Source organism: Actinomycetospora rhizophila, from assembly GCF_042657905.1.
GTDB classification, from domain to species: Bacteria; Actinomycetota; Actinomycetes; order Mycobacteriales; family Pseudonocardiaceae; genus Actinomycetospora; species Actinomycetospora rhizophila.
On the sequence record NZ_JBHSKG010000003.1, the window covers coordinates 1 to 22,632 of the forward strand.

At 75.0% G+C, this 22,632-nt stretch carries 26 protein-coding genes and 1 tRNA gene; 9 read left to right on the plus strand and 18 right to left on the minus strand.

Annotated features, from left to right (window positions below; translation table 11 throughout):
- From ACFPK1_RS07425 to ACFPK1_RS07445, 5 genes are all read right to left on the minus strand, one after another.
- Positions 1–1,841: AAA family ATPase (locus ACFPK1_RS07425; protein WP_378020284.1), on the minus strand; the 1,841-nt coding region annotated here is incomplete at its 3' end.
- Positions 1,838–3,010, minus strand: a complete 1,173-nt coding sequence (locus tag ACFPK1_RS07430; protein WP_378020285.1) for a metallophosphoesterase family protein — start codon at positions 3,008–3,010, stop codon at positions 1,838–1,840. The genes ACFPK1_RS07430 and ACFPK1_RS07425, both read right to left, overlap by 4 nt.
- Positions 3,011–3,113: 103 nt before the next feature.
- Positions 3,114–4,742, minus strand: coding sequence for an alkaline phosphatase D family protein (locus ACFPK1_RS07435; protein ID WP_378020286.1), 1,629 nt, complete (start codon positions 4,740–4,742; stop codon positions 3,114–3,116).
- A 50-nt stretch (positions 4,743–4,792) separates the two neighbouring features.
- Positions 4,793–5,497: a hypothetical protein gene (locus ACFPK1_RS07440; protein WP_378020287.1), complete on the minus strand. Its 705-nt coding sequence runs from the start codon at positions 5,495–5,497 to the stop codon at positions 4,793–4,795.
- Positions 5,498–5,747: 250 nt separating this feature from the next.
- A complete protein-coding gene (locus tag ACFPK1_RS07445; RefSeq protein ID WP_378020288.1) occupies positions 5,748–5,936 on the minus strand; it encodes a hypothetical protein in 189 nt (62 codons plus the stop codon).
- Between the two features lie 424 nt (positions 5,937–6,360).
- Between ACFPK1_RS07445 and ACFPK1_RS07450 the strand changes: the two genes are divergently transcribed.
- Positions 6,361–6,438: transfer RNA gene (locus ACFPK1_RS07450), tRNA-Ile, on the plus strand.
- A 153-nt stretch (positions 6,439–6,591) separates the two neighbouring features.
- Here the strand turns inward: ACFPK1_RS07450 and ACFPK1_RS07455 are convergent.
- Positions 6,592–7,014: an MmpS family transport accessory protein gene (locus ACFPK1_RS07455; protein WP_378020289.1), complete on the minus strand. Its 423-nt coding sequence runs from the start codon at positions 7,012–7,014 to the stop codon at positions 6,592–6,594.
- A 494-nt stretch (positions 7,015–7,508) separates the two neighbouring features.
- Positions 7,509–8,087, minus strand: coding sequence for a CGNR zinc finger domain-containing protein (locus ACFPK1_RS07460; RefSeq protein WP_378020290.1), 579 nt, complete (start codon positions 8,085–8,087; stop codon positions 7,509–7,511).
- Positions 8,088–8,126: 39 nt separating this feature from the next.
- Between ACFPK1_RS07460 and ACFPK1_RS07465 the strand changes: the two genes are divergently transcribed.
- Complete coding sequence (locus ACFPK1_RS07465) at positions 8,127–8,765, plus strand: haloacid dehalogenase type II (RefSeq protein ID WP_378020291.1); 639 nt, start codon at positions 8,127–8,129, stop codon at positions 8,763–8,765.
- Between the two features lie 7 nt (positions 8,766–8,772).
- On the opposite strand, the gene ACFPK1_RS07470 is transcribed toward ACFPK1_RS07465, so the two are convergent.
- The 4 genes from ACFPK1_RS07470 to ACFPK1_RS07485 form a co-directional block, all read right to left on the minus strand.
- Entirely contained in the window at positions 8,773–9,228 is a 456-nt protein-coding gene (locus ACFPK1_RS07470; protein ID WP_378020292.1) for a DUF7144 family membrane protein, read from the minus strand.
- 119 nt (positions 9,229–9,347) lie between these two features.
- The gene (locus ACFPK1_RS07475; RefSeq protein WP_378020293.1) at positions 9,348–10,196 is read right to left on the minus strand and encodes a M48 family metallopeptidase; all 849 of its coding nucleotides are present in this window, start codon (positions 10,194–10,196) and stop codon (positions 9,348–9,350) included.
- Complete coding sequence (locus ACFPK1_RS07480) at positions 10,193–10,456, minus strand: DUF3040 domain-containing protein (RefSeq protein WP_378020294.1); 264 nt, start codon at positions 10,454–10,456, stop codon at positions 10,193–10,195. Before ACFPK1_RS07480 ends, ACFPK1_RS07475 begins: the two co-directional genes overlap by 4 nt.
- Before the next feature lie 73 nt (positions 10,457–10,529).
- Positions 10,530–11,363: a DedA family protein gene (locus ACFPK1_RS07485; protein WP_378020295.1), complete on the minus strand. Its 834-nt coding sequence runs from the start codon at positions 11,361–11,363 to the stop codon at positions 10,530–10,532.
- Positions 11,364–11,656: 293 nt separating this feature from the next.
- On the opposite strand from ACFPK1_RS07485, the gene ACFPK1_RS07490 reads away from it, so the two are divergent.
- The 3 genes from ACFPK1_RS07490 (at position 11,657) to ACFPK1_RS07500 (ending at position 13,978) form a co-directional block, all read left to right on the plus strand.
- Positions 11,657–12,676, plus strand: coding sequence for a beta-ketoacyl-ACP synthase 3 (locus ACFPK1_RS07490; protein ID WP_378020296.1), 1,020 nt, complete (start codon positions 11,657–11,659; stop codon positions 12,674–12,676).
- 31 nt (positions 12,677–12,707) lie between these two features.
- Positions 12,708–13,367 (plus strand): SanA/YdcF family protein, encoded by a 660-nt coding sequence (locus ACFPK1_RS07495; protein WP_378020297.1) that lies wholly within the window; start codon positions 12,708–12,710, stop codon positions 13,365–13,367.
- A gap of 110 nt (positions 13,368–13,477) precedes the next feature.
- Positions 13,478–13,978: a nuclear transport factor 2 family protein gene (locus ACFPK1_RS07500; protein ID WP_378020298.1), complete on the plus strand. Its 501-nt coding sequence runs from the start codon at positions 13,478–13,480 to the stop codon at positions 13,976–13,978.
- A 3-nt stretch (positions 13,979–13,981) separates the two neighbouring features.
- Here ACFPK1_RS07500 and ACFPK1_RS07505 read toward each other — a convergent pair whose 3' ends face one another.
- The gene (locus ACFPK1_RS07505) at positions 13,982–14,308 is read right to left on the minus strand and encodes a branched-chain amino acid transporter permease (protein ID WP_378020299.1); all 327 of its coding nucleotides are present in this window, start codon (positions 14,306–14,308) and stop codon (positions 13,982–13,984) included.
- Positions 14,295–14,990 (minus strand): AzlC family ABC transporter permease, encoded by a 696-nt coding sequence (locus ACFPK1_RS07510; protein ID WP_378020300.1) that lies wholly within the window; start codon positions 14,988–14,990, stop codon positions 14,295–14,297. Before ACFPK1_RS07510 ends, ACFPK1_RS07505 begins: the two co-directional genes overlap by 14 nt.
- 79 nt (positions 14,991–15,069) lie before the next feature.
- Here ACFPK1_RS07510 and ACFPK1_RS07515 point away from each other — a divergent pair, with 79 nt between their 5' ends.
- Both ACFPK1_RS07515 and ACFPK1_RS07520 read left to right on the plus strand, forming a co-directional pair.
- Positions 15,070–15,501 carry an Lrp/AsnC family transcriptional regulator gene (locus ACFPK1_RS07515; RefSeq protein ID WP_378020301.1) on the plus strand — a complete coding sequence of 144 codons (432 nt, stop codon included), beginning with the start codon at positions 15,070–15,072 and terminating at the stop codon, positions 15,499–15,501.
- 11 nt (positions 15,502–15,512) lie between these two features.
- A complete protein-coding gene (locus ACFPK1_RS07520) occupies positions 15,513–16,676 on the plus strand; it encodes an acyl-CoA dehydrogenase family protein (protein WP_378020302.1) in 1,164 nt (387 codons plus the stop codon).
- Here the strand turns inward: ACFPK1_RS07520 and ACFPK1_RS07525 are convergent, their stop codons facing one another.
- Together ACFPK1_RS07525 and ACFPK1_RS07530 are read right to left on the minus strand one after the other, a co-directional pair.
- Positions 16,677–17,990, minus strand: a complete 1,314-nt coding sequence (locus tag ACFPK1_RS07525; RefSeq protein ID WP_378020303.1) for an MFS transporter — start codon at positions 17,988–17,990, stop codon at positions 16,677–16,679. It lies immediately after the preceding gene.
- A 117-nt stretch (positions 17,991–18,107) separates the two neighbouring features.
- Complete coding sequence (locus tag ACFPK1_RS07530; RefSeq protein ID WP_378020304.1) at positions 18,108–18,509, minus strand: hypothetical protein; 402 nt, start codon at positions 18,507–18,509, stop codon at positions 18,108–18,110.
- Between the two features lie 65 nt (positions 18,510–18,574).
- Here ACFPK1_RS07530 and ACFPK1_RS07535 point away from each other — a divergent pair, with 65 nt between their 5' ends.
- Entirely contained in the window at positions 18,575–19,942 is a 1,368-nt protein-coding gene (locus tag ACFPK1_RS07535; protein ID WP_378020305.1) for an MFS transporter, read from the plus strand.
- Between the two features lie 59 nt (positions 19,943–20,001).
- Positions 20,002–20,424: a hypothetical protein gene (locus ACFPK1_RS07540; RefSeq protein ID WP_378020306.1), complete on the plus strand. Its 423-nt coding sequence runs from the start codon at positions 20,002–20,004 to the stop codon at positions 20,422–20,424.
- 28 nt (positions 20,425–20,452) lie between these two features.
- On the opposite strand, the gene ACFPK1_RS07545 is transcribed toward ACFPK1_RS07540, so the two are convergent.
- From ACFPK1_RS07545 to ACFPK1_RS07555, 3 genes are read right to left on the minus strand one after another with little or no spacing between them, the layout of a single operon-like run.
- On the minus strand, positions 20,453–21,340 hold the full coding sequence (locus ACFPK1_RS07545; protein ID WP_378020307.1) for an LLM class flavin-dependent oxidoreductase: 888 nt from the start codon (positions 21,338–21,340) through the stop codon (positions 20,453–20,455).
- Complete coding sequence (locus ACFPK1_RS07550; RefSeq protein ID WP_378020308.1) at positions 21,337–22,182, minus strand: HpcH/HpaI aldolase/citrate lyase family protein; 846 nt, start codon at positions 22,180–22,182, stop codon at positions 21,337–21,339. The genes ACFPK1_RS07545 and ACFPK1_RS07550 overlap by 4 nt, the downstream gene beginning before the upstream one ends.
- A complete protein-coding gene (locus ACFPK1_RS07555; protein ID WP_378020309.1) occupies positions 22,179–22,631 on the minus strand; it encodes a MaoC family dehydratase in 453 nt (150 codons plus the stop codon). The genes ACFPK1_RS07550 and ACFPK1_RS07555 overlap by 4 nt, the downstream gene beginning before the upstream one ends.
- Between the last annotated feature and the right edge of the window lies 1 nt (position 22,632).

The following is a 22,632-nucleotide window of genomic DNA, read 5'->3' on the forward strand; positions in this document are numbered from 1 at the left end:
GCGCGCTCGGCGAGCACCGCGGCCCGGGTGTCGGCGTCGCGCACCGCGTCCTCGGCGGCCCGGCACGCGGCGGCGGCCTCGTCGGCGCGGCGGGCGGCCCCGTCGGCGGCCTCGCGCGCGGTGTCGGCCGCGCGCCGCAGCGGAGCCACGTCGACCACGGGGCCGGCGGGCTCGCTGATCGAGAACAGGTCGGCGGGCCCGGTGTCGCCGAGCAGCTCGCGCACCGCGTCGTGGGCGGCGCGCAGGGCCGCGGCGTCGTCGGCGTCGGCCAGCTCGCGGGCCAGCGCGGCGCGGTCGTCGTCGGCCCGGCGCGCGGCGTCGTCGGCGCGCCGCCGGGCGGCGCGCGCCGCCTCCACGTCGGCGACGCCCAGCTCCTCGCAGCGTTCCGCGAGCTCGCGGGCCCGCTCGCGCACGGCGTCGTCGCGGCCGGCCTCGTCGAGCCCGGGGCGCACGCGGACGTCGAGCACGCCGGGCACCGACACCGCCCGCGACCCCGCCACCGGCAGGGCGCGGGTCTCGCCGGGCGCGAGCACCACGGCCTCGCCGTCGATCTCGACCGTGAGGGCCGCCGGCGCCGTCAGCTCCACCCGCGCCGCCGCGGCGTCGCGCGCGGCCTCGGCGCGCAGCAGGTCGCGGGCGAGGTCCTCGAGATCGGCGAGGTCGTCGGCGTCGACGGTGGCCGTGGCCAGCGCCCGCTGCGCCGTCGCCAGACCGGCCGAGGCCTCCTCGACCCGGCGCAGCCGCTCGGCGAGGTCGGCCAGCTCGGCACGGTCGCGCGCGGCGGACACGGCGCGGGCGGCGTCGTCGGCCCGGCGCCGCGCCGCGGTGGACTCCTCGCGGGCGGTGGCGTCGGCGGCCCGGCGGGCGTCGCGCTCGTCGCGCGCCGCGGCGTGCTCGCCCTCGTGGGCGGCGAGGGCCTCGGTCGCCCGGCCGGCCAGGTCGGCGTCGGCTCCGACCGCGGCGACCAGCGCGTCACGGGCGGCCCGGCGCTCCCGGGCGGTCTCCGCGCGCTCCCGGGCGAGCACGGCGCGCCCGCGCGCGGTCTCGACCTCGCGCAGCCGTGACTGCAGGCCCGCCCAGCGGTCCTCGAGCTCGGCCACCTCGGCGGCGTGCGCGCGCCGGCGGGTGCGGACCGCGGCGGCGTCGACGTCGAGGCGGTCGCGGGCGGCGACGTCGCGCTCGACCGCCTCCAGCGCGGCGCGGCACCGGTCCTCCTCGGCCTCGGCGGCGACCAGGCGCACCTCGGCGGCGCGCAGCTCGCCCGTGGCCCGGCCGCTCGGGGTGCGGTAGCGCCGCAGCTCCTCGACCGCCCGCTCGATCAGCCCGTCGTCGAGGCTCGGATCCGGCCGCGAGCCCCCGGAGGCCGCCCGGTCGAGCGCGCGCGTCAGGGCGTCCTGGCCGCCGAGGTCGGCCTGGCCGACGGCGGTGTGCTGCTCGACGCGCAGGCCGCGCCACAGCACGCGGTCCATGGTCTCGTCGAGGATCGCCGACACGCGGGCGTGCGCGTCGGCGCCCGTGAGCTGCTCGGGGGCGGGGGCGAGGACGTGCAGCTCGGTGCGCGGGCGGCGCAGCCAGCGCTTGCGGTAGACGAAGCGGTAGGGCCCGGTGGACACCTCCGCCTCCACCTCGGGCCCGGCGTCGACCCCGGCCGGCTGCGCGGCGCGGATCTCGGCGCGGCGCGAGGAGTCGGCGGCGTCGAAGAGCAGGTCGAGCGCGGCGACCGTGGAGGTCTTGCCGACCTCGTTGTCGCCCTGCAGCACGGTGACCCCGCGCTCGGCGAGGGTCACCTCGCGGTCGTGCACACCGCGGAAGTCGCGCAGCCGGATCCGGTGCAGCCTCATCGGTCGCTCGCCACCAGGCGGTGCAGCAGGCGCAGGGCGTCGCGCGCCTCGGCCTGGGTCTCTCCCGGCGCCTCGCCCGCGGCCGCGAACAGCTCCGACGCGGCGTCGGCGGCGAACCCGTGCAGGTCGAGGTCGGCGAGGTCGGCGTCGTCGGGGACGGTCGCGAGGTCGGAGTGCTGGGCGAGGACCTCCACCGCGGCGAAGGTGTGGTCGTGGGCGGCGAGCAGGTCGTCGAGCCGGCTGCGCTGGCGCAGCGACAGCGTCCCGACCAGCGCCAGGCGCACGGCGGCGCGCTCCTTGTCGGGGTGCGCGGCGAGCCAGGCGTCGAGCGCGTCGAGGTCGTCGTCGGTGTCGAGGCGCGCGTCGTGGCGCACGAAGCGCCAGCGCCCCACCCTCTCGGCGGCCACCTGCGCGGCCCGCTCGTCGAGGTCGACGACGAGGACGTTCCCCGGGTCGACCTCGTCGAAGTCGGTGACCTCCGGGGTGCCGGCGTGGCGGATGCGGTCGTCGACGGCGTCGACCCAGGTGGAGTGCCGGTCGCCCAGGGCCACGTAGTGCACGCGGCCGTCGGCCAGCGCGGCGAGCACGCCGTCGCGGCGGATGCGGGCGGGCTCGTCGTCGTCGGGGTCGAGCACGTCGAGCTCGCCGTGCCCGGCCAGCACGCGCAGCGTGCCGGGCGGGGCGGGCTCGAGGGCGGCGAGCTGCTCGCCGACGAGGTCGGTGAGCGGGTGCTTGGAGCGCCACGGGGCCGCGACGACCTCGACGCCGGGCGCCACCTCGTGCACCCCGGGGGTGTCGAGCACCGTGACGTGCGGCGGGCAGCGGCGCGCGAAGTCGGGACGGCGCAGCACGCAGGCGGCGTCGGCCGGGTCGTGGTTGCCGGGCAGCAGCAGGACGGGCGTGCGGAAGGAGGCGAGCGCCTCGCAGGCGCGGGCGACGACGTCGGGCCCCACGAGGTTGGACTCGAACACGTCGCCGCAGACCAGCACGAACGCCGCCCCGCGCTCGTCGGCGAGGCGCCCGAGCGCGGACACCGCGTCGAGCCGGGCCTGGGCGAAGCGGGCCTGGGCCTCGCCGGTCAGCCCGCCGGCGGCCTCCTTGGGCGGACGGGCGCCCAGGACCCGCCGCGTCATGCCGAGCTGCCAGTCGGCGGTGTGCACGAACCGCACGCGCGCCTCCCTCCACTGCTCGACCCCGGACCGTAGAACGACCTCGCCGCCCGCACGGGCAGCGACACGGGGTTCGACGCAGCGGACCCCCGATCGGTTCCCTCTACGTCAGGGGGAGTTGCGCGACCTCCTCGAGGCCCCCGCGGGCCCCGGACCGCTCGACCCGCAGGCGCGCGTCGCGGCCGGTGACCTCGAGCGTCGACACCGCGTTGCCGAACCACGGCCCGCCGATCGTCGACCAGTCCAGCGGCAGGTCACCGAGGCCCGCGGCGCGCGACACCCGGTTCAGCGCCCCGGTCAGGCGCCGCCACCACCCGAGCGCGAACACGTACTCCATGAACCACGGGACGCCGTTGCGCACCGGCGAGCAGGTCAGCTGGTAGACCCGCGAGCGGACGGGGGAGGGCCAGCGGGCCTCGGCGGCGTAGCTGTGGTGGACGTCGCCGGAGAGCACGCAGACCGTGGCGGGCGCCGACGGACCGGAGGCGACGCCGCGGATGAGGTCGGCGAGGCGGTCGAACGACGCGCGGAAGGCCGGCCAGTGCTCGAGGTCGACGGCCTGGCGGACGGTCTCGGCGAGCCTGCTGCCCCGCGCCGCGGCCCACTCGTCCAGCGACTGGACGTGGCTGACGGCCGGCGGCATGAGCCAGGGGATGGACGAGCCCAGCAGCAGGTGGTCGAGCGGCCCGTCGGCGGCGCTCTCCTCGATCCAGGCGAAGGAGTGGTCGTTGATCATCAGGCGGTCGTCGGCGTTCAGGACCCGCGCGCAGCGCGTGTCGACCATGAGCAGCCGCGTCCGCCCGAGGTCCCAGCGGTAGCTCCAGCGCACGCCGGTCGGCTGGCCGACCTCGGCGTCGGCCCGGGCGGCGAAGTCGGCGAGCAGCTCGTAGACGTCGCCGTCGGCCTCGCGGACCTTGCGGTAGAGCGGGTCGGCCCCGCGCGTCTCCGGGTCGAGATTGCCGAGGTGCTGGTAGACCCAGTACGACGCGAGCCCGGCCCGGATGCGCTGGGGCCACCAGGGCTTGGCCGCCATCTGGTCGCGCCAGACCTGCGAGGTGTTCCAGTCGTCCCGGACGTCGTGGTCGTCGAAGATCATCGCCGTCGGCACGGTCGAGAGCAGCCACCGCAGCTCGCGGTCGCTCCAGGACTCGCTGTAGAGGTGCGAGTACTCGCCGAAGTCCGCGATCTCGAGCCCCGGCCCCTCGGGGTCCTCGGGGTCGCGGTGGTCGCGGATCCACTGCTCGGTGCGCGGCGTGATCTCGTCGGCGTAGACCTGGTCGCCCAGCAGGCACAGCGCGTCGGGCAGCACGGTGGCCGGGTCCTCGGCGTCGGCGACCTCGTCCATCAGCCGGACGGCGAAGGCGTCCAGCGCGTCGATGCCGAGCGACGCCTCGAGCTCGGGGTCGTCGGTCGGGGGGTAGCGGCACGACCCGAACACGAAGCGCAGACGTCCCGTGCTGTCCTCGGCCCGTGTCCGCAGGTAGCTCGGCGGGGTCCCGGTGCCCTCGAGCGGCCAGACCAGCTCGCCGTCGAGGCGCACCTCGTAGGAACGACAGGTCCCCGGCTCGAGCCCGTCGACGACGACGAGCGCGTAGTGCTGGCCGCACACCTCGAAGGTCGGCGCGCTGGCGCCGAGCACCTCCACCGTGCACGACGCGCTCGTCTCGACCCAGATCGTCGCCGTGGTGGTGCCGACGTGGCGCAGCAGCGGCCCGAGCTCCAGGGAGGTCACGTGTCCTGCCTACCCCAACCGGGGCGGTGGGCCACGCGCCGGTACCCCCGTCAGTCCGAGCGGTGGGTCAACTGCTCCAAGCGGCTCTGCACCTGGTCGAGCCGCGCCTGCAGCAGGGCCACCTCGGCGCTCAGCAACGGCACCAGCGTGGCCTCGTCCAGCTCCGCACCGACGCCCGCGAGCGGGGCCAGGGCACCGTCGGGGGCGTCCTCGGCCCGCACCGGCACGTTGCCACACAGCACCCCGAACGCCTCGGGGGTGACGACGGGCCGCGGGCCGGCGCACAGCCCGCACACCGGGTGCAGGCGCCGCCAACCCACGACGCCCGGGCCGCCGTCGGCCAGCGCGGTGGCCGGACGCCCGCAGCCGCACCGCCCGAGGCGCACCGAGCGCACGGTCTGGCGGGCGTACCGCAGGCCGAGCTCGTAGCGGACGAACCGGCCCGACGCGGCGATCTCGAGCAGCACGCAGTGCTGGTACTGCGGGTCGCACGCGAGGTCGCGGGCGTCGGACAGGGCGTGGAAGCAGTAGAACCCGCAGTCGCACCACGCCGACGGGCACCGGTGGCGCGGGCTCTGGATGCACACCGCGTCGGCGACCGCCCCGTAGACCTGCGAGCGGCCGAGCGCGACGCCGTTGAACCCTCCGCGGCGCGAGTCCGCGGAGATCATCGGGTAGGCGATCTTGTACCCGGTGAGCGGCCCTTCCGGCCGCGGGCGCTGTCTACCGATCGACCAGCTGCTCGACCGGCTCACGGTGCTCCGTGGTGGTCTCCCGCTCGACCGTCTCCTCGCCCTGGGGCGTCTCGGGTGGCGCGGGCGGGTCCTCGGCGATACCGGCGGAGAGTCGACGTCCCAGGCGCATGGCGGCCTCCGAACTGAGCGGATGAGATCGGTGTGACGTACCTCCAGCGTCGTCCGCGAACCGCCCGATGTCCAGGCTCCCGATGCGCGAAGGGCCCGGGTCGTCGTCGACCCGGGCCCCTCGCGGAGGCGGCGGCGCCGCCTACTCGGCGGCGAGCCCCAGGTCGTCGACGACGGCGCCGACCTCGGCCTCGGTGGCCGCGACGTCCTTGTCCAGCTGGTGCGCGTACGGCGCGAGCTCGACCGCGCTGGCCGCCGGGGCGGCGAAGCCCGTGACGGCGGCGGGGACGGCGACGGCGGCGAAAGCGAGACGCATCGTGCTCTTCTTCATGGGGGTCCTTCCCGATCAGGACTGGGGAGCCGCCCGGGCCGTGATTGACCCGGACGGCCGAACCCTCGCGGCCCTTCGCCGCCCGATTCAAGTCGGAACGGCCGAATCCGGCACTCGGTAACGAGATCATCACGGCGGGACGTGGCGCTCGGTCGTGCGCGGGTGACGGACGCGCACGTCGAGGCCGCTTCCGGAGGCGCGCCGGCGGATCTCCGTGATGTCACGGCGCGGTCACGGGCCGTCACACGGACGTCATCATCGAGGCCGAGATCTTCTTTTCCGGAGCGGACGCTCCGCTCAGCGGAACATCCGCTCCACGCGTCCAGATCTTGCTCCGTCGCGGCGCGGGCGAGCCCCGGAGTCGACGCTCCCGTGTCGTACGCTGCGCCCGGTCGTGGACGCCCGCGGGAGTGCGCGGCACCGGGGGGCAGTAGCTCAGCTGGTCAGAGCAGCGGACTCATAATCCGTCAGGTCGTCGGTTCGAGCCCGACCTGCCCCACCATCGGCGCAGCTCGACGCGTCGGGGGCCCGCCAGTGGCGCGATCCCGAGTGTCCTGGCACCTGCCACCTCCTGTACGGAGTGAACCAGGGCGGTGCCGAACCCGACGGCCCGACGCTCCGCAGCGGAGCCGGGCCGTCGGGTTGGTCGAGAGGGCTACGAGCCGTTGCAGGTGACGACCGCGAACGCACCTTCCGACTCGCCCTCGCCGATCACCTCACCATCCTTGGTGATCTTGCACGTGATGGTGCCTCCGCCCTGGCCGTTCTGGGCCACCACCGAGTAGAAGCCGAAGAAGTCCTCGGCCGGGATCTCCTGTCGGAACGGAAGGCGGACGTTGGTCCGCTGAGACTGCCCACCGCTCCCGTTCGACGAGTACGTGACGTTGGTGGCCCTTCCGCTACCCGTCACCTCGTAGACCACCGTCCCACCGCCGGAGGACGCATCGGAGGACGGCGCTTCCGACGCATCCGAGGCCGCCGGTGCGGCGCTCGACGGTTGGCCCTGGCCAGCTGCCGGAGTCGTCGGCTGGCTGCTCCCGCCGCCCGACACGGCGATGATCACGAGGAGGAGCGCCACGGCGCCCACGATCCATGGCCACTTCTTGTGCTTCTTGCGCGCGGGAGGCTGAGGCGGCTGGTAGCCGCCCGCGAACTGGTACTGCGGGGGCGGGGCCTGGTTCGGGGGGCCGGACCCGTACTGGCCCGGTCCGGGCGGGGGGTGCTCCCCTTGCTGGCCGTACTGCCGTCCGACGCGCTGGTGGCGGCCCTGCTGCGGCGCCCGGCTCGACCCGTAGTAGGCCTGCTGTGTCGTCTCGTCGCTCGGATCCGGCTGACCGTGCCGACTCGACATAGTGCCCCCCTCGATGACTCGGCGGGGTCGCTACAGACATCCGCCTCCGCCAGGAGCAACGAGCAGGGTCACGAATCGGTAACGCCCTGAGGCCGACGGGTTACGCGCGGTCACCGGCGCCGCGGACGGTCCTCATCGACCGCCGGACCTCGGAGCCGGCGGGTTGGCGGCGTCCCGATGGTCTCCGGTGATCACACATCGGCGTCGCTGCCGGGGGCATGTCAGCCCCCGCCACGACGGCGGGCGCGGTAGGCCGCCGCCTTGACACGGTTGCCGCACTCCTCCATGCCGCACCAGGTCCGGCGCGCGCCGCGGGAGCGGTCGAGGTAGAGCCGGGTGCAGGCCTCGCGCCCGCACTCCTTGATCGGCGGCGCCGACGGGTCGGCCAGCAGCGTGATCAGGGCGCGCGCCACGTCGCCGAGGGCGGCGTCGGCGTCCCCGCGCCGCACCAGTCCGTGACGGGTCAGGGCGATCGCCATCGCCGGGCCGGCCGCCGCCGCGTTGACGATCGCCAAGCTGTCGCCGTCGAACGGGCGGCCCTCGAGCCGGTCCCACGCGAGGCGGTAGGCCGCCTCGCGCAGCGTTCGCGCCGTCGCCAGCTCGGCCGTGCCGACCTGCACCGACCCGGGCGCGACCCCTGCCACCACGAGCCACGACCGCAGCGCGTCCGGGTCGACGAGCAGGTCGACGGGCTCCGTGCGCCGCCACTGCACCGTCCCCGCGAGGTCCAGCGCGGGATGGCCGCTCACCAGCGCGAACTCCACGTCACCATCTTGACCGGTGACGCAGACGTCGTCCACCATCACCTCCTGAACCGGTGACGATCCTGGAGGCCCGCGATGACCGTCGACACCGTCGTCTTCGACGTCCTCGGCACGCTCGTGGACCAGGTGGGCGGGCTCCGGGAGGTCGTCGCCGGCCGGGTGCCCGACGTCGAGGTGGCCGTCGCGCGCTGGCAGGAGCACGTCGCCGCGGAGCACCGCCGCGTCGTCGCCGGCGAGCGCCCCTACGTCCCCGCCGACGTGCTCGACCGTGAGGCGGCCCGCGAGGTCCTGGGCGAGGATCCGCCCGCCGCCGCCGCCGTGACCGGACGCCTGCACGCCTGGCCGGACGCGGCGACGCTCCTCGACGAGCTCGCCGCCTCCCACGAGGTCGTCGCCCTCTCGAACGCCGATCACACGACCCTGCTGCGGCTCAGCGCCCACGCCGGCCTGCGCTGGCACGCCGCGATCTCCACCGAGGCCGTCCGCAGCTACAAGCCCGACCCGGCGGTCTACCGCCTCGCGATCGAGCGCGTGAGCCGCCCGCCCGGGCGCGTCCTCATGGTCGCCGCCCACGCCTGGGACCTGCGGGCGGCGCGGGCGGCGGGGATGCGCACCGCGTTCCTGGACCGTCCCGGCGCCGACGCGCCGGCGCCCGACGACCGCTTCGACCACCACCTCGCGGGCGCCGACGAGCTGGTGGCGCTGCTCGGGTGACCGTGGGTCAGCGCGCCCCGACGGCGACGTCGCCGGAGGTGACGATCAGCGCGTGGAGCACGAGCAGGCCGAAGCCGATCATGATGATCGACCAGATCGGCGCGGCGGGGAGCCAGGCCAGCTGCACGAGCATGCCGAGCCCGATCACGACCATCCCGGTCACGCGCGCCCCGTCCGACACCTCCCGGCGCAGCAGGCCGACACCGGCGACGACGATCAGCACTCCGAGCACGATGTGCACCCAGCCCCACACCGCGAGGTCCACGAGGAGGACCTGCCCGCGCGCGCCGGCGTAGGTGTCCGGGAGCAGCAGCGCGAGCACGCCCTCGACCACCTGGAAGGGGCCGACCAGGAGCATCAGCAGCCCGCCGAGGCGCACGAAGTTCATCGCGGTGCCCGTCTCCGGGTCGGGGGCGCGACCCCGGTGTCGCGCGACCGCGCCGGCGCCGTTCCGCTGCACCATGGCTGACCTCCGTGATCGCTCGGGTCCGACCCCACGATCCCCGGCGCAGCGCCCCGCGACCTCGCCCGCCGGAGATGAACCCGCCGGAGATGAACCCGCCGGAGATGAACCCCGGCCGATCAGCCCGCGGGACGGTCGCGCACGTCGAGCGGGACGGCGGCGGGACCGGGATGCAGCAGGCCCAGCGCGACGAGACGTTCGAGGCGCCGCACGGTGAACGGGTGCGAGCGGGGCAGCTGGGCGAGCCCGACCCAGAACCCGCGCAGCGCCCGGCCCTGGGCGAGGAGCTGGTCGACGTCGACCACCGTCTCGGTGTGGCGACCCGAGGTCAGCAGGACGAGCCCGGCCGCGCCGGTCGGGGCGAGGGCGGCGCCGTGCCGGTCGCACGAGTACTCCCGCAGCCGCGACAGGGTCGGGCCGAGGATCGGGATGCGCCCCGAGTAGGCCACCGCGATCTGGTAGCCGAGCGAGACGTGCCGGAGCCGGATGTGCCCCAGCTCGTGGCCCAGGACGAAGCGCAGACCGTCCCGGTTGTGGGCCTGCAGGTGCGCGAAGAGCTCGCTGTTGAGCACGACGTAGTCGTGGCCGGCCGCCTGCGCGGCGAAGGCGTTGAGCGTGCCGTTGCCGTTGGCCACGAACAGGTCGGGCCGCCGGGAGAGCCCCAGGGCGGCGGCGAACTGCTCGGCGGTGCGGTACAGCTCGGGGAACTGCTGCTCCGAGAGCTGCACCGCGGTGCCGCGCGTCGTGGCCCGCTGCACCTCGCGGATGACGATCAGCGCCGGCACGAGCAGCAGCAGCGCGACCAGCGCGGCCCGGATCGCGTCGGCCCCGACGGAGTCCTGCTGGGCCTCCGGCAGGAACGGCACGACCACCGCCGCGCGCAGGATCACCACGACGATGAGGACGTTCAGGATCGTCATGAAGACGAAGAACGGCAGCTCGGCGGGGTGGCGCAGTCCGCGCGTCATCGCCGGCCGTGACGTCGGCGCAGGGCCCGCCACGGCCACCAGGCGATCAGCGCGACGACGATCGCGTGGACCGGCAGCCCGAGCAGCAGGACCGTGACCGCCGCGACCACCAGGAACACGACGAGCGCCACCAGCACCGGCGTCGCGAGCCTCCCTCGCAGGCGCGCGCCCGGAGCCCGCAGCCGCCGCTGCAGCTCGGCGTCGGCGAGCAGCGCCCGTTCGATCTCCTCGAGCTCTCCACGTTCGCGATCGTCGAGCACGGCGGACACCTCCCCGGAGCGCGACCGAGCGTGCGCGGTCGGCGCACGGGCCGCCTCACCCGCGCGGCATGACTCAGGACCCGGAGGCGGCCTTCTTGGCTTTCTGCTCCTTCTGGGCCTTCATGCTCGCCCGGACCGACACCACGACGACGAGGCCCAGCGTGATCCACAGCGCGTACCTGTCGATCATGAGCACCACGTCGACCGCGTGCTGGCCGATGCCGTAGCCGAGCCCGGCCACGAGCCCGGCGATCAGTGCGGCGCCGATGGCGTCCAGGACCAGGAACGGGACCAGCCGCATGCGGCCCATCCCGGCCAGCGCGAACACCGCCGGCGCGGGGACGCCCGGCAGCGCCGAGAGGACGACGGCCAGGCCCAGCACCCAGCGCGGCGCGCCCCGGACCCACCCCACGAACCGCTGCGCGACGTCGCCGGGCGCCCACATCTCGACGATCTTCGCGCCCCAGCGCCGCCCGGCCAGCCAGAACAGCCAGTCGAACTTGATCATCCCGAAGACGCCCGCGGCGATCACGAGCCACAGCGGGCCCTGGCCGATCGCGGCGAACGCGGCCCCGGCCCCGACCGCCGAGAGGCTGCCGGTGACGGCGGCGAGGCCGATCGGGTGCGAGGCGAGCAGGAACGGCCGGAACGGCATGGACGCCAGGTTCAGCGCGATGATCGCCAGCGTCGCGACGACGATGAACTTGTCGCCCCGCGTCATCGGGCCGTCCCACGGCTTGACCTTGCGCCAGGCCTGCCTGGCCTCCTCGTGCTCCTCGGCCGTGAAGTCCTTGCTCCGCCAGCGGAAGCGCTTCCTCGGTGCGGGCGCGGGGGTCTCCCGTGGTGCCTGCTCGTCCGCCGGCTCGGTGACGTCGTCCCGGTCGGTCCCGGTGCCTGCGCCAGTCATCTCTCCTGCTCCACCCGTCGTCCGGCGACTGCTGCGATCGATGGGAGCAGTCGACACCGTGCCGCTGCGGCATGGTCAAGCCGTCCGCTCACCCGGTGACCACGGTCGCGCGCCGGCCGCGGCGGGGCGTCGGTCGGCGGGAGGATCCCGCGGGCCGGCCTCCGCCTCAGGGAGGAGGCCGGGGGTGCTGTGAGCGGAGCCACGTCCGTACCGATTGGTAGGACTTCCGAGTAACCGAGCGTCCGGGTCACCGTGGGAGGGACCCCCACGATGTCTCGGAGGAACACCCACCGATGATCTCCCGGAACACCGTGCGCGGTGCCCGCATGCTCGGGCTCGGCGCGTACCGGCCACGACGGGAGGTCGGCAACGCCGAGGTCTGCCGCCTGCTCGACGTGGACCCGGACTGGGTGCTCGCCCGCTCGGGCATCCGCACCCGCCGGTTCGCCGCGGAGGACGAGTCGCTGGTGGCGATGTCCACCGCCGCCGGGCGTGACGCCCTCGCCGCCGCGGACGTGGACGCGGGCGCCGTCGACGTGACGCTCGTGGCCACCATGTCCCACACGGCGACGTCGCCGCAGGTGGCGACCCAGGTCGCGCACGAGCTCGGGGCGGTGAACGGCCCCGCGATGGACATCGGCGCGGCGTGCGCCGGGTTCTGCTACTGCCTCGAGCTCGCCGCGTCGCTGATCGCGTCGGGCACCGCCGACCACGTCCTCGTCGTCGGCGCCGAGCGCATGAGCGACATCGTCGACCCGGCCGACCGCTCGACCGCCTTCATCTTCGGCGACGGTGCCGGGGCCGTGGTCGTGGGCCGCTCCGACGAGCCGGGCATCGGTCCCGTGGCGTGGGGCGCCGACGGGTCGCAGGCCGGCCTCATCGTCCAGCAGCCGACGTGGCGCGAGCGCGGGGCGGACGACGAGTTCCCCGGGCTGCGCATGCAGGGGCCGGCGGTGTTCAGGTGGGCGACCACCCGGATGGTCCCGCTCGCCCAGGAGGCGATGGAGCTCGCCGGGGTCAAGATCGAGCAGCTCGCCGCGTTCGTCCCGCACCAGGCCAACGCCCGGATCACCGACGCGCTGGCCCGCGCCCTGGCGCTGCCCGAGCACGTCACCGTCGCCGACAACGTCGTCGACACCGGCAACACCTCCGCCGCGTCGGTGCCGCTGGCCATGCACGGCCTGCTCGCCGCCGGCCGCGTCGAGCCGGGCGACGGTGCCCTGCTCATGGGGTTCGGGGCCGGGCTGACGTTCGCCGCGCAGGTCGTCCGGCTGCCCGCGGTGCTCGCGCCCCCGGCCGACGCCGTCGCGTAGGGGGAGTCCGGTCCGTCGGTAATGTCGGGTCGTGCGGCGGATCCTGGCGCTCGTCGTCGGCGTGTGTGTGGTGCTCGCGGTGGTCGTCGTGGTGGCGGCGAACGTGGTCGTGGTCGGCCGCACCGACCACCTGGTGACGCCGGCGGCCGCGGCGGTGCGCCCCGCGCAGGCGGCGATCGTGCCCGGCTCGCTGGTGCGCTCCGACGGCACGCTCGGCGCCGTGGTGCGCCAGCGCGTCGAGTCGGCCGTGGCGCTCTACCGGGGCGGGCAGGTGGAGAAGCTGCTGATGTCCGGCGACAACGCGCGCCCGGAGTACAACGAGCCGGACGCGATGCGCGACGCCGCGCTGGCCGCGGGCGTCGCCCCCGAGGACGTGTTCACCGACTACGCGGGCTTCGACACGTGGCACACGGTGCGCCGGGCCCGTGAGGTCTTCGCGGTGACGACGGCCGTGGTGGTCACGCAGGCGCCGGCCGCCGCGCGGGCGGTCGACCTCGCGCGCGCCGCCGGCCTCGACGCCCAGGGGCTCGTCGCCGGCGAGGGCGGCCGGGTCGGGCGCGAGGTGCTCGCCCGCGTGCGCGGGGTCGGGCAGGCGACGGTCCGCCCCGACGTCGTCGGCGGTCCCACGATCCCGATCACCGGTGACGGCCGGGCGTCCTGGGCCGCGCCACCGGCGCCCGGGCCTCGGTAGTCGCTGGTCCCGCTCACCGGGACCGGGGTGGGGGAGCGGCGCACGAACGGTGCCACCGTGGCGTGCCTCGGGACGTCGCCGACGGACGTCCTCGGCCGAAGGGAGACGCGATGGACCGACTCGAGGTGCAGCCGCCCGACCCGCGAGCTCTGGAGGTCGCGCAGGCCGCGTTCGCCGGCCTGCAGCGCGGCGCCGCGAGCGGCGAGTGGGGCGACTTCGTGGACCTCCTCGCCGACGACGTCCGGATCATGATCCCGGTGCCGTCGACGGAGCCGGGCGCGCCGGAGGGGGTGCTGCGCGGCAGGGCCACGGCCGAGGCGATGTTCGGCAGCCACCACGAGGAGCAGGTGCGCGGCGCACGCCTGGAGGGCCACCGGATCGCCGCGAACGGTCCGCTCGTCGTCGTCGAGGCGCGGGTGGAGGGGAACCTCGGCGGCGAGGACGTCGCGAACCACTTCGTGTTCGTCTTCGAGGTGCGCGGCGGGCTGATCGCCTCGATGTACGAGTACGCGGCCTGGACCGCGAAGAGCGCCGAGAGCGGCTGGGGCGATCCGGCGTTCGCTCGCGAGGCATTCGACGCGCCCGTGCTGCCGGGGCCGGTACCGGCGTAGGTGTCAGGGCACGACGGCGAGCGCCAGGGCGTACACGGCCGTGCCGGCGGCCATGCTGAGCAGGGCGTTGCGCCGCCACAGGTGCACGGCCGCCGTCGCCGCCACGGGCACGAGCTCGCGCAGCGCGAGCAGCGGGCGGTCGACGGGCAGGTCGCGCAGGAGGTAGACGACGAGCACGAGCATGACGCCGGCCGGGAGGTGGCGGCCCAGGTAGGCCATCAGCGGTGACCTGCGCAGCGTGCGCATCACCGCGAACGGCGCGGCCCGCAGCGCGACGGTGATGCCCGCGCCCACGGCGACGACGGCCACGAGGTAGCTAGTGCTGGGCACCTGCGGGCTCCCTCCGGTCCGACAGGCGGTGGCGGACGAGCAGCACGCCGACGAACAGCCCCAGGGCGACCAGCAGCATCTCGCCGGGCGCGACGAGCCGGGCGACGAGGGCGCACGCGACCGCGAGCAGCGGGCCGGTGGCCTCGCGCCCGGCGCGGACGGCCTCGGTGGCGAGCACGACGAACAGCGCCGTGAACACGAACTCCAGCGCGGGGACCTGCAGCGAGAACCGGTCGCCGGCCAGCGCCCCGGTGAGCCCGCCCGCGACCCAGGACACGTGCATGATCACCTGGCCGGCGACGATGCGGCGGCCGGTGAGGCCGTCCGAGGGGCGGGAGGTGGCGAGCGCGTAGGCCTCGTCGATGAGCGCGAACACCGCGTACCCCCGCGCGAACCGCCCGCGGACCCGGTGCAGCGGGAACGACAGCCCGTAGAACGCGTGCCGGCCGTTGACCAGCAGGGTGGTGACGGCGACGGTGGCCAGCGGGGTGCCGACGACCGCCACCAGCAGGAACTCCGCGGAGCCGGCGAAGACGATGCCGCTGAAGGCGGGCGCCCACCACCACGCCAGCCCCGACCCCACCACCAGCAGCCCGAAGCTGGTGCCGAGCAGGAACATCCCGGCGGCGACGGGACCGACGTCGCGGGCGGCGTGGCGGAGGTCGGCGCGGTCGTCGAGCACAGCGCAACCGTAGGCGGGCGAGCCCGCCACGCGATGGCGAATCGTCGCTACCGAGCGCCGAGTGGCGCATCATGAGTGCGTGGACAGCATCGACCGCGCAATCCTCGGCGTGCTGCGGGTCGACGCCCGCATCGCCAACGTCGACCTCGCCGAGCGGGTCGGGCTCACACCGGCGCCCTGCCTGCGCCGCGTCCGCCGCCTCGAGGACGAGGGCGTGATCACCGGCTACCGCGCGACGATCGACCCGGCGGTCGAGGGGCGCGCCTTCGAGGTGCTCGTCAACGTCGACCTCGTCAGCAAGCACCGTGACGTCTTCCTCGCCTTCGAGGAGCAGGTCTCGGCGTTCGAGGAGGTCGTCGAGCTGCGCCGCATGTTCGGGCTGCCCGACTACTTCATGCGGGTGGCGACACGCGATCTCGAGGCGTACGAGTCCTTCATGACGGAGCGGCTCGGCCGGGCGACCGGCCTGGCGAAGATCGACTCGCACCTGACGATGAAGACGATCAAGTGAGGAGCGGCCCCATGGCCACGCTGGACACCGAGGAACAGGCCGTCGTCGACACCGTCCGCGAGTTCGTCGACAAGGAGGTCAAGCCGCGGGTCAACGAGCTCGAGCACGCCGACACCTACCCCGAGGCGTTCATCGAGCAGATGAAGCAGATGGGGATCTACGGGCTGGCGATCCCCGAGCCGTGGGGCGAGGCGCCCGTGTCGATGCCCTGCTACGCGCTGGTCACCGCCGAGCTCGCGCGGGGGTGGATGAGCCTGGCCGGCGCGATGGGCGGGCACACGGTGGTCGCGAAGCTGCTCGTGGAGTTCGGCACCCGCGCCCAGCAGGACCGCTACCTGCCCCGCATGGCCACCGGCGAGCTGCGCGCCACCATGGCGCTCACCGAGCCCGGCGGCGGCTCCGACCTGCAGGCGATGACCACGGTGGCGCGTGGCTCCGACGACGGCGGCTACGTGGTCAACGGCGCCAAGACGTGGATCTCCAACGCGCGCCGGTCGGGGCTGATCGCGCTGCTGTGCAAGACCGACCCGAGTGCCGAGCCCAAGCACCGGGGGGTGTCGATCCTGCTGGTCGAGCACGGCCCGGGCCTGGAGGTCTCGAAGGACCTGTCGAAGCTGGGCTACAAGGGGGTGGAGACCTGCGAGCTGACCTTCACCGACATGGCGGTGCCCGCCGACGCGCTGCTCGGCGGGCAGGAGGGCCGCGGGTTCGCGCAGATGATGAAGGGGCTGGAGACCGGGCGCATCCAGGTCGCCGCCCGAGCGCTCGGGGTGGCGACCGCGGCGTTCGAGGACGCGCTGCGCTACGCCCAGGAGCGCGAGGCGTTCGGCAAGCCGATCTGGCAGCACCAGTCGGTCGGCAACCATCTCGCCGACATGGCCACCAAGACCACCGCCGCCCGCCAGCTGATCCTGCACGCCGCCGAGAAGTACGACGCCGGGGCGCGGGCCGACATGGAGGCCGGCATGGCCAAGCTGTTCGCCTCCGAGATCGCCATGGAGGTCGCGCTGGACGCGGTGCGGGTGCACGGCGGCTACGGCTACTCCACCGAGTACGACGTGGAGCGCTACTTCCGCGACGCCCCCCTGATGATCGTCGGCGAGGGCACCAACGAGATCCAGCGCAACGTCATCGCCTCCCAGCTGGTCAAGCGCGGCGGGCTCGACCGCTGGTGATCACGTCTGCGCCGCGACCCGCGGGGGCTCGCTCGACCCGTCGAGCCCGCGGGTCAGCGTCTCGGTCATGCCCCAGCTGCTGGCCAGCGAGATCAGCGCCAGCAGGACGGTGAACCCGGCGACGGCCATGAGGCTGCCCGTCCAGAGCACGAGCAGTCCGCAGATCGCGGGCGCGACCCCGCCGACGATCGACGCGAGCTGGTAGGAGAGCGAGGCGCCGCTGTAGCGCAGGTGGGTCGGGAAGAGCTCGGAGAAGTAGGCCGACTGGGGCCCGTACACCGCGCTGCGGCAGGCCTGCACGACGAGCCCGCCGAGGATGAAGAGCCCGACGACGCCGGTCTGCACCAGCAGGAAGTACGGCACCGAGAACAGCGCCAGCAGGCCCATCCCGGCGAGGAACAGCGGGCGGCGGCCGACCTTGTCCGACAGCAGGCCGAGCAGCAGGATCATCGGGATGTCCGAGGCCGAGAGCAGCGTGTTCGCCCCGAGGATCGTGGAGCGCTCGTAGTCGAGCTGGGTGGTCGCGTAGGACACGAGCCAGACCGAGCTGATGTAGAAGGTCGCGTTGGTGGCGACGAACGACCCTGCGGCCAGGAAGATCAGCTTCGGGTGCTCGCGGAGCACCTGCAGCACGGGCATCCGGCTCGCCTCGCGCTTCTCCTGGTCGCGCTGGAACACCGGGCTCTCGGCGACGGTCAAACGGATCCACATCCCGACGGCGATGAGCACCGCGCTCGCGAGGAACGGGATGCGCCAGCCCCAGGACATGAAGGCCGCCTCGGACACGGTCAGGTCGAGCACGAGGAACGACCCGGTGCCCAGGACCAGCCCGAGCGGGACGCCGACCTGGGGCCAGCTGCCGTAGAAGCCACGGCGGCCGTCGGGCGCGTTCTCGACGGCCATGAGCGCGGCGCCGCCCCACTCGCCGCCGACGCCGAAGCCCTGCGCGAAGCGCAGGAACACCAGCAGGACCGGCGCGAGGACACCGATCGTGGCGTAGCCCGGCAGCAGGCCGATCCCGACGGTCGCCGCCCCCATGAGCAGCAGCGAGTACACCAGCATCGGCTTGCGGCCGACCCGGTCGCCGAAGTGCGCGAACACCGCGCCGCCGATCGGGCGGGCGATGAAGCCGGTGGCGAACGTGCCCAGCGCGGCGATGGTGCCGACGGCCGGGTCGACCGACGGGAAGAAGACCTTGTTGAAGACCAGCGCCGCGGCGGTCCCGTAGATGAAGAAGTCGAACCACTCGATCGTCGTCCCCACCAGGCTCGCGGCGGCGACGCGACGGGGGACGCGCAGGGACGCGCTGGCCATGGCGGGCTCCTCTTCGTCGAGGCGGTCGACGATGGCGTCGTCGGGTGACCGTCATGAGACGGTGGGTGACCGACCAGGGTCAAGGGCTCGTCAAGGAACCGTCGAAGGAGTGGGCCGTCAGCACCACACCGACGGTGCGTCACCGGGCGGAGCGCACACCCAGCGGCGGGCCGCGTCGGCGGCGTCGGCGGCGCCGGCGTTGAACGCGATGGCGGCCTGCGGGGCGTGCCGGCGGACGAGGTTCACGACGCGCTCGAAGAACGCGAGGCGCGGCTCGTCGGTCCGCAGGCCGCCGCCGATCACCACGCAGGCGTACGGCTCCCGACGCAGGGCCTCGACGACCCGGCGTTCCTGCTCGGCGTCGTCCGCGTCGTAGGGGAGCAGCTCGTGGTGCTCGGTGAGGCCGAGCTCGGCGAACCGCCGCCTGCCCTCCTCGATCTTCGCGACCACCGGCTCGGGGTCGTACCCCGCCACCGTCCGCGGATCGAGCCCGAGGACGAGCACCTGCGTCGAGGCCACGAGTGCCGATGCTGCCACCCCCACGACCGGGTTTGACGCGATCGCCCCGCCGCCGAGCCCGCACCATGCCCCGCAGCGCGGCCGCGCGGGCCGTGGCCACGATGTCCACGGCCTCGTTCGTGACGGTCGCGGCGGCCCTCGCGGCGTTGAACCTCCTCGTCGTGTTCGACGGCCTCGTCGTCACCGTCGCCCTCCCGGCCCTCCAGCAGGCGCTCGGGACGCCGGGGTCGGCGGCGTCGTGGGTGATCACCGCCTTTGCGGTGCCCCTGGGCGGGACGCTGCTGCTCGGCGGGCGCCTCGGCGACCGCGTCGGGCCCCGGCCGTGCTTCGCCGACGGGATGGCGCTGTTCGCGCTCGGCCTGCTCGTCTCGGGGCTGGCGGGCGGATTCCCGGTGCTGGTCGCGGGTCGGGTGCTGCAGGGCCTGGGCGCGGGGCTGGCGCTGCCGAACACGTTCTCGCTGGCCAGCGCGATCCCGGTCCCCGGTCGGCGCGGCGCCGTGTTCGCCGCGAGCGCGGTGGCGGGCAGCAGCGGCAGCGCCGTCGCCGCGGTGATCGGCGGGTTGCTCGTCGACGGTCTGGGCTGGCGGTCGGTCTTCCTGGTCGCCGTGCCGGTCGCGCTCGCCACCGCGGGAGTGCTGTGGGTGATGCTGCCCGGCGAGGTCCGCGACCCCGGGGTGACGCTGCCGTGGACCTCGAGCGCCTGGTTCGTCCTCGCCGCGGCGTCGGTGGTGCTCGCGATCAGCGACGCCGGCTCGTGGTCCGCGGCCGGGGTCGCCGTGGTGGCCCTGGCCGGGTTCGTCGTCACCGAACGGCGCCGGGCGCAGCCGCTGATCCCGCGCGCGGTGCTGGCCCGGCGCAGCCTGCGCGGCGCGCTGCTCGGCATGCCCGGGCAGGTCGCCGCCTACAACGGGATCGTCTACGTGGGTCTGCTGTGGTTCCAGGTCGCCCGTGGCCTGTCGCCCTGGCAGGCGGGGCTGGCGTTCGCGCCCGTCGGGCTGGGGGCGATCGTGGGCAGCCGGCTCGCGATGGTGGTCCTGGCCCGCCACGGCTGGCGGAGCGGGGCCGTGGTCGGGCTGCTCGTCGCGGCGGCGGCACTCGGGGTGCTCGGCCTGGCGCCGGACGCGCCCTACCCGGCGGTGGTGCTGCCCGTGCTCACCGTCCTCGGCACCGCGCTCGCGGTGTCGGTGGTGACCCTCAACGTCGCCGCGGGTCTCGACAGCACCGACGGCGAGCGCGGCGCGGCCTACGGGGTCTTCGAGACCACGACCCACGTGTCGAGCGCACTCGCCGTCGCCGCGCTCGCCGTCGTGCTCGGCGCGGCGGCGACGTCCGCCGACTTCGCGCGGGCCTTCCTCGCCCAGAGCGCCGCGGCCGCCGTGTGCGGGGTCGCGGTGCTCGTCTTCGCGATCGTCGTGCCCCGCCGACGACACTGACGGCTCTCCCAGGAGATCGAACTGGAGAGCACGTCCGCGACGGTGCACGCTCGTCGGCCATGGCGGCGGGGGCGGACCGGTGGCGGCGCCAGGCGTTGCGGGCCGCCGCGGTGGCGCTGGCCGTCGACGGGATCGGGTTCGGTGTCGTCGTCCCGCCGGCCGTCCTGGCTGTCGCGCAGGGGCGCGGGGTGCCGGTCGTGCTCGGCTTCCCCGCCTACGGCGGCGGGCCGTTCGAGGGCTACGGCCTCCCGACGACGGTCCCGCTGCTCACGGCGTTCGGGGTGGTCTGCGCGCTGCAGGTGGCCGCGGCCGTGCTGCTGTGGCGACGGCGACCGGCCGGCGCGGTGCTCGCGCTCGTGTCGGTCGCCCTGGGCGGGGTGTTCTGGTGGGGGTTCGCGCTCCCGGTCGGGCCGGTGCTCGGGCTCCTGGCCGTGGTCCTGGTCCTCGCCGGGTGGCCGGCGCTCGCTCAGGGCCCGAGGTGAGCGCGCGGGAATCTTCGGTCCAGCGGTGTCAGCGCAGGCGGGGGAGCACGTCCCCGGCGAGGAGATCGAGCATGCGCTCGCGGTCGTCGGCGGCGACCGCCGGGGCGACGACGACCGACTCCGCGCCCGCGTCGCGGTACTCGGCGAGCCGCGCGGCGACCTGCTCCGGCGTGCCGTGCGGGACGCAGGCGTCGACGATGCGCTCCATGTCCTGGCCGTAGGTCGCGGCGAGCGCGTCGAGGGCGCGGCGCCGGGCGGCGGCGGGGTCGGTGTCGACGCAGCTCCAGGCGAAGTAGGCGCCGTTGACCCCGGCGGGGTCGCGGCCGTGGCGCTCGGCCTCCTCGCGGGCGGTGCGCAGGCCGCGGGCGACGCGGTCGGGGCTGCCGAGGTAGGGCATCCAGATGTCGCCGGCCCGCCCCGCCCGGCGCATCGAGGCCTCCGAGCGCCCGCCGACCCACACGGGCGGACGTGGCCGCTGCACGGGGAGCGGGTCGAGCGTCGCCGGGGTGCCCTCGACGTCGATCGGCTCGCCCGCGAACAGGCGCCCGAGCACGTCGAGCCCCTCGTCGGTGCGGCGCCCGCGCTCGCGCACCGGGACCCCGCAGGCCGCGAACTCCACGGGGTTCTCGCCGCCCACGCCGATCCCGAGCTCGAAGCGCCCGCCGGAGACGCGGTCGAGGGTCGTCGCCATCTTCGCGGCCAGCGGCGCCGGGTAGAGCGGCAGCAGCGTCACCGCGCTGAGCAGCCGCACCCGGCGCGTCACCGACGCCGCCGCGGCCAGGGTGACGAACGCGTTGGCGGTCGGGCTGCCGAAGAGCACGTGCTCGCCGGCGGCGACGATGTCGAAGCCCTGCTCCTCGGCCCGCGCGGCGTCGCCCGGCTCCATGGTGGGCGGCATCATCAGGCCGACCCTCACGCCTCCAGCCCCCTCGATGGGTCGAGCTCCGCTCCGCTTCGTCTCCCGGCCCGGGAGAGCACCGCCGCCGCCATCCGCAGGTGCACGTCGTCGACCATCTCGCCGTCGACGACCCCGACCCCGCTCTTCCCGGCCTCGATCACGAGCCGGGCGTGGGCGATCTCGTCGTCGGTCGGTGTGAACGCCTCGTGGGCGAGCGCGACCTGGGAGGGGTGGATGCAGATCTTGCCGTCGTAGCCGAGGTCGCGGCCGGCGGCGGCGTCGGCGCGGAACGCCTCGGCGTCGTGCGCGGCGACGACGGCCTGGTCGAGCAGCCCGACCCCGCCCAGTGCGCCCGCGAGCACCACCTCGCTGCGGGCGTGCAGCACCTCGAGCGAGCCCGCGGTGCGCCGCCCGCCGACCGAGGCGATGTAGTCCTCGGCGCCGAAGTAGGCGGCGAGCAGCTCGCCGCCGGCGAGGATCTCGCGGCACCGGGCGATGCCGCGCGCGCTCTCCAGCCCGCCGATCACGGGGAGGTCGAGGCGGGCGCGCAGGTCGGCGACCTGCTCGGGGGACTCGAGCTTGGGCAGCACGACGCCGTGCGCCGCGGACCCCGCGACCGCGGCGACGTCGTCGGCGTACCAGGGCGTCGTCGGGCCGTTGACGCGCACGAGCACGAGGGTGTCGCCGTCGGCCAGCTCGCCGACCGCCGTCACCGTCGCCTCGCGGGCGGCCTCCTTGTCGGCCGCGGCGACGGCGTCCTCGAGGTCGACGGCCACCGCGTCGGGCGACCAGCGCGGCACCTTGGCGACCATGTCGGGCCGCGTGCCGGGCACGAACAGCAGGCTCCGCGGCACCCTCACGCCGGCCGCCGGTGCATCAGGCCCGTGCGCCGGCAGGAGCACACCAGCTCGTCGCGCTGGTTGAGCGCCCGGTGGGCGAACACCACGATCCCGGCGTCCGGCCGCTTCCGCGACTCCCGCGCCGACACGACCTCCGTCTCCACCCGCACGGTGTCACCGTGGAACACCGGCGCCGGGAACGCCACCTCGTCGAGCCCGAGCTGCGCGACGATCGTGCCCAGCGTCAGCTCCGGCACCGACAGCCCGACCACCAGGGCCAGGGTGAACATGCTGTTGACCAGCGGCCGCCCGAACTCCGTGGTCGCCGCGTACGCGTGGTCGAGGTGCAGCGGCGCCGGGTTCATGGTCATCGTGGTGAACAGGACGTTGTCGGTCTCGGTGACCGTGCGCCGGGTGGCGTGCTCGACGACGAGGCCCTCGGTGAGGTCCTCGAACCAGAGTCCACTCATG

Coding starts and splice junctions, on each gene's coding strand:
- ACFPK1_RS07445 (WP_378020288.1), bottom strand. CDS start 5,936: ATGAAGAAGAGCACGATGCGTCTCGCTTTCGCCGCCGTCGCCGTCCCC.
- ACFPK1_RS07465 (WP_378020291.1), top strand. CDS start 8,127: ATGACCGTCGACACCGTCGTCTTCGACGTCCTCGGCACGCTCGTGGAC.
- ACFPK1_RS07470 (WP_378020292.1), bottom strand. CDS start 9,228: ATGGTGCAGCGGAACGGCGCCGGCGCGGTCGCGCGACACCGGGGTCGC.
- ACFPK1_RS07475 (WP_378020293.1), bottom strand. CDS start 10,196: ATGACGCGCGGACTGCGCCACCCCGCCGAGCTGCCGTTCTTCGTCTTC.
- ACFPK1_RS07485 (WP_378020295.1), bottom strand. CDS start 11,363: ATGACTGGCGCAGGCACCGGGACCGACCGGGACGACGTCACCGAGCCG.
- ACFPK1_RS07490 (WP_378020296.1), top strand. CDS start 11,657: ATGATCTCCCGGAACACCGTGCGCGGTGCCCGCATGCTCGGGCTCGGC.
- ACFPK1_RS07500 (WP_378020298.1), top strand. CDS start 13,478: ATGGACCGACTCGAGGTGCAGCCGCCCGACCCGCGAGCTCTGGAGGTC.
- ACFPK1_RS07520 (WP_378020302.1), top strand. CDS start 15,513: ATGGCCACGCTGGACACCGAGGAACAGGCCGTCGTCGACACCGTCCGC.
- ACFPK1_RS07525 (WP_378020303.1), bottom strand. CDS start 17,990: ATGGCCAGCGCGTCCCTGCGCGTCCCCCGTCGCGTCGCCGCCGCGAGC.
- ACFPK1_RS07535 (WP_378020305.1), top strand. CDS start 18,575: ATGCCCCGCAGCGCGGCCGCGCGGGCCGTGGCCACGATGTCCACGGCC.
- ACFPK1_RS07540 (WP_378020306.1), top strand. CDS start 20,002: ATGGCGGCGGGGGCGGACCGGTGGCGGCGCCAGGCGTTGCGGGCCGCC.
- ACFPK1_RS07555 (WP_378020309.1), bottom strand. CDS start 22,631: ATGAGTGGACTCTGGTTCGAGGACCTCACCGAGGGCCTCGTCGTCGAG.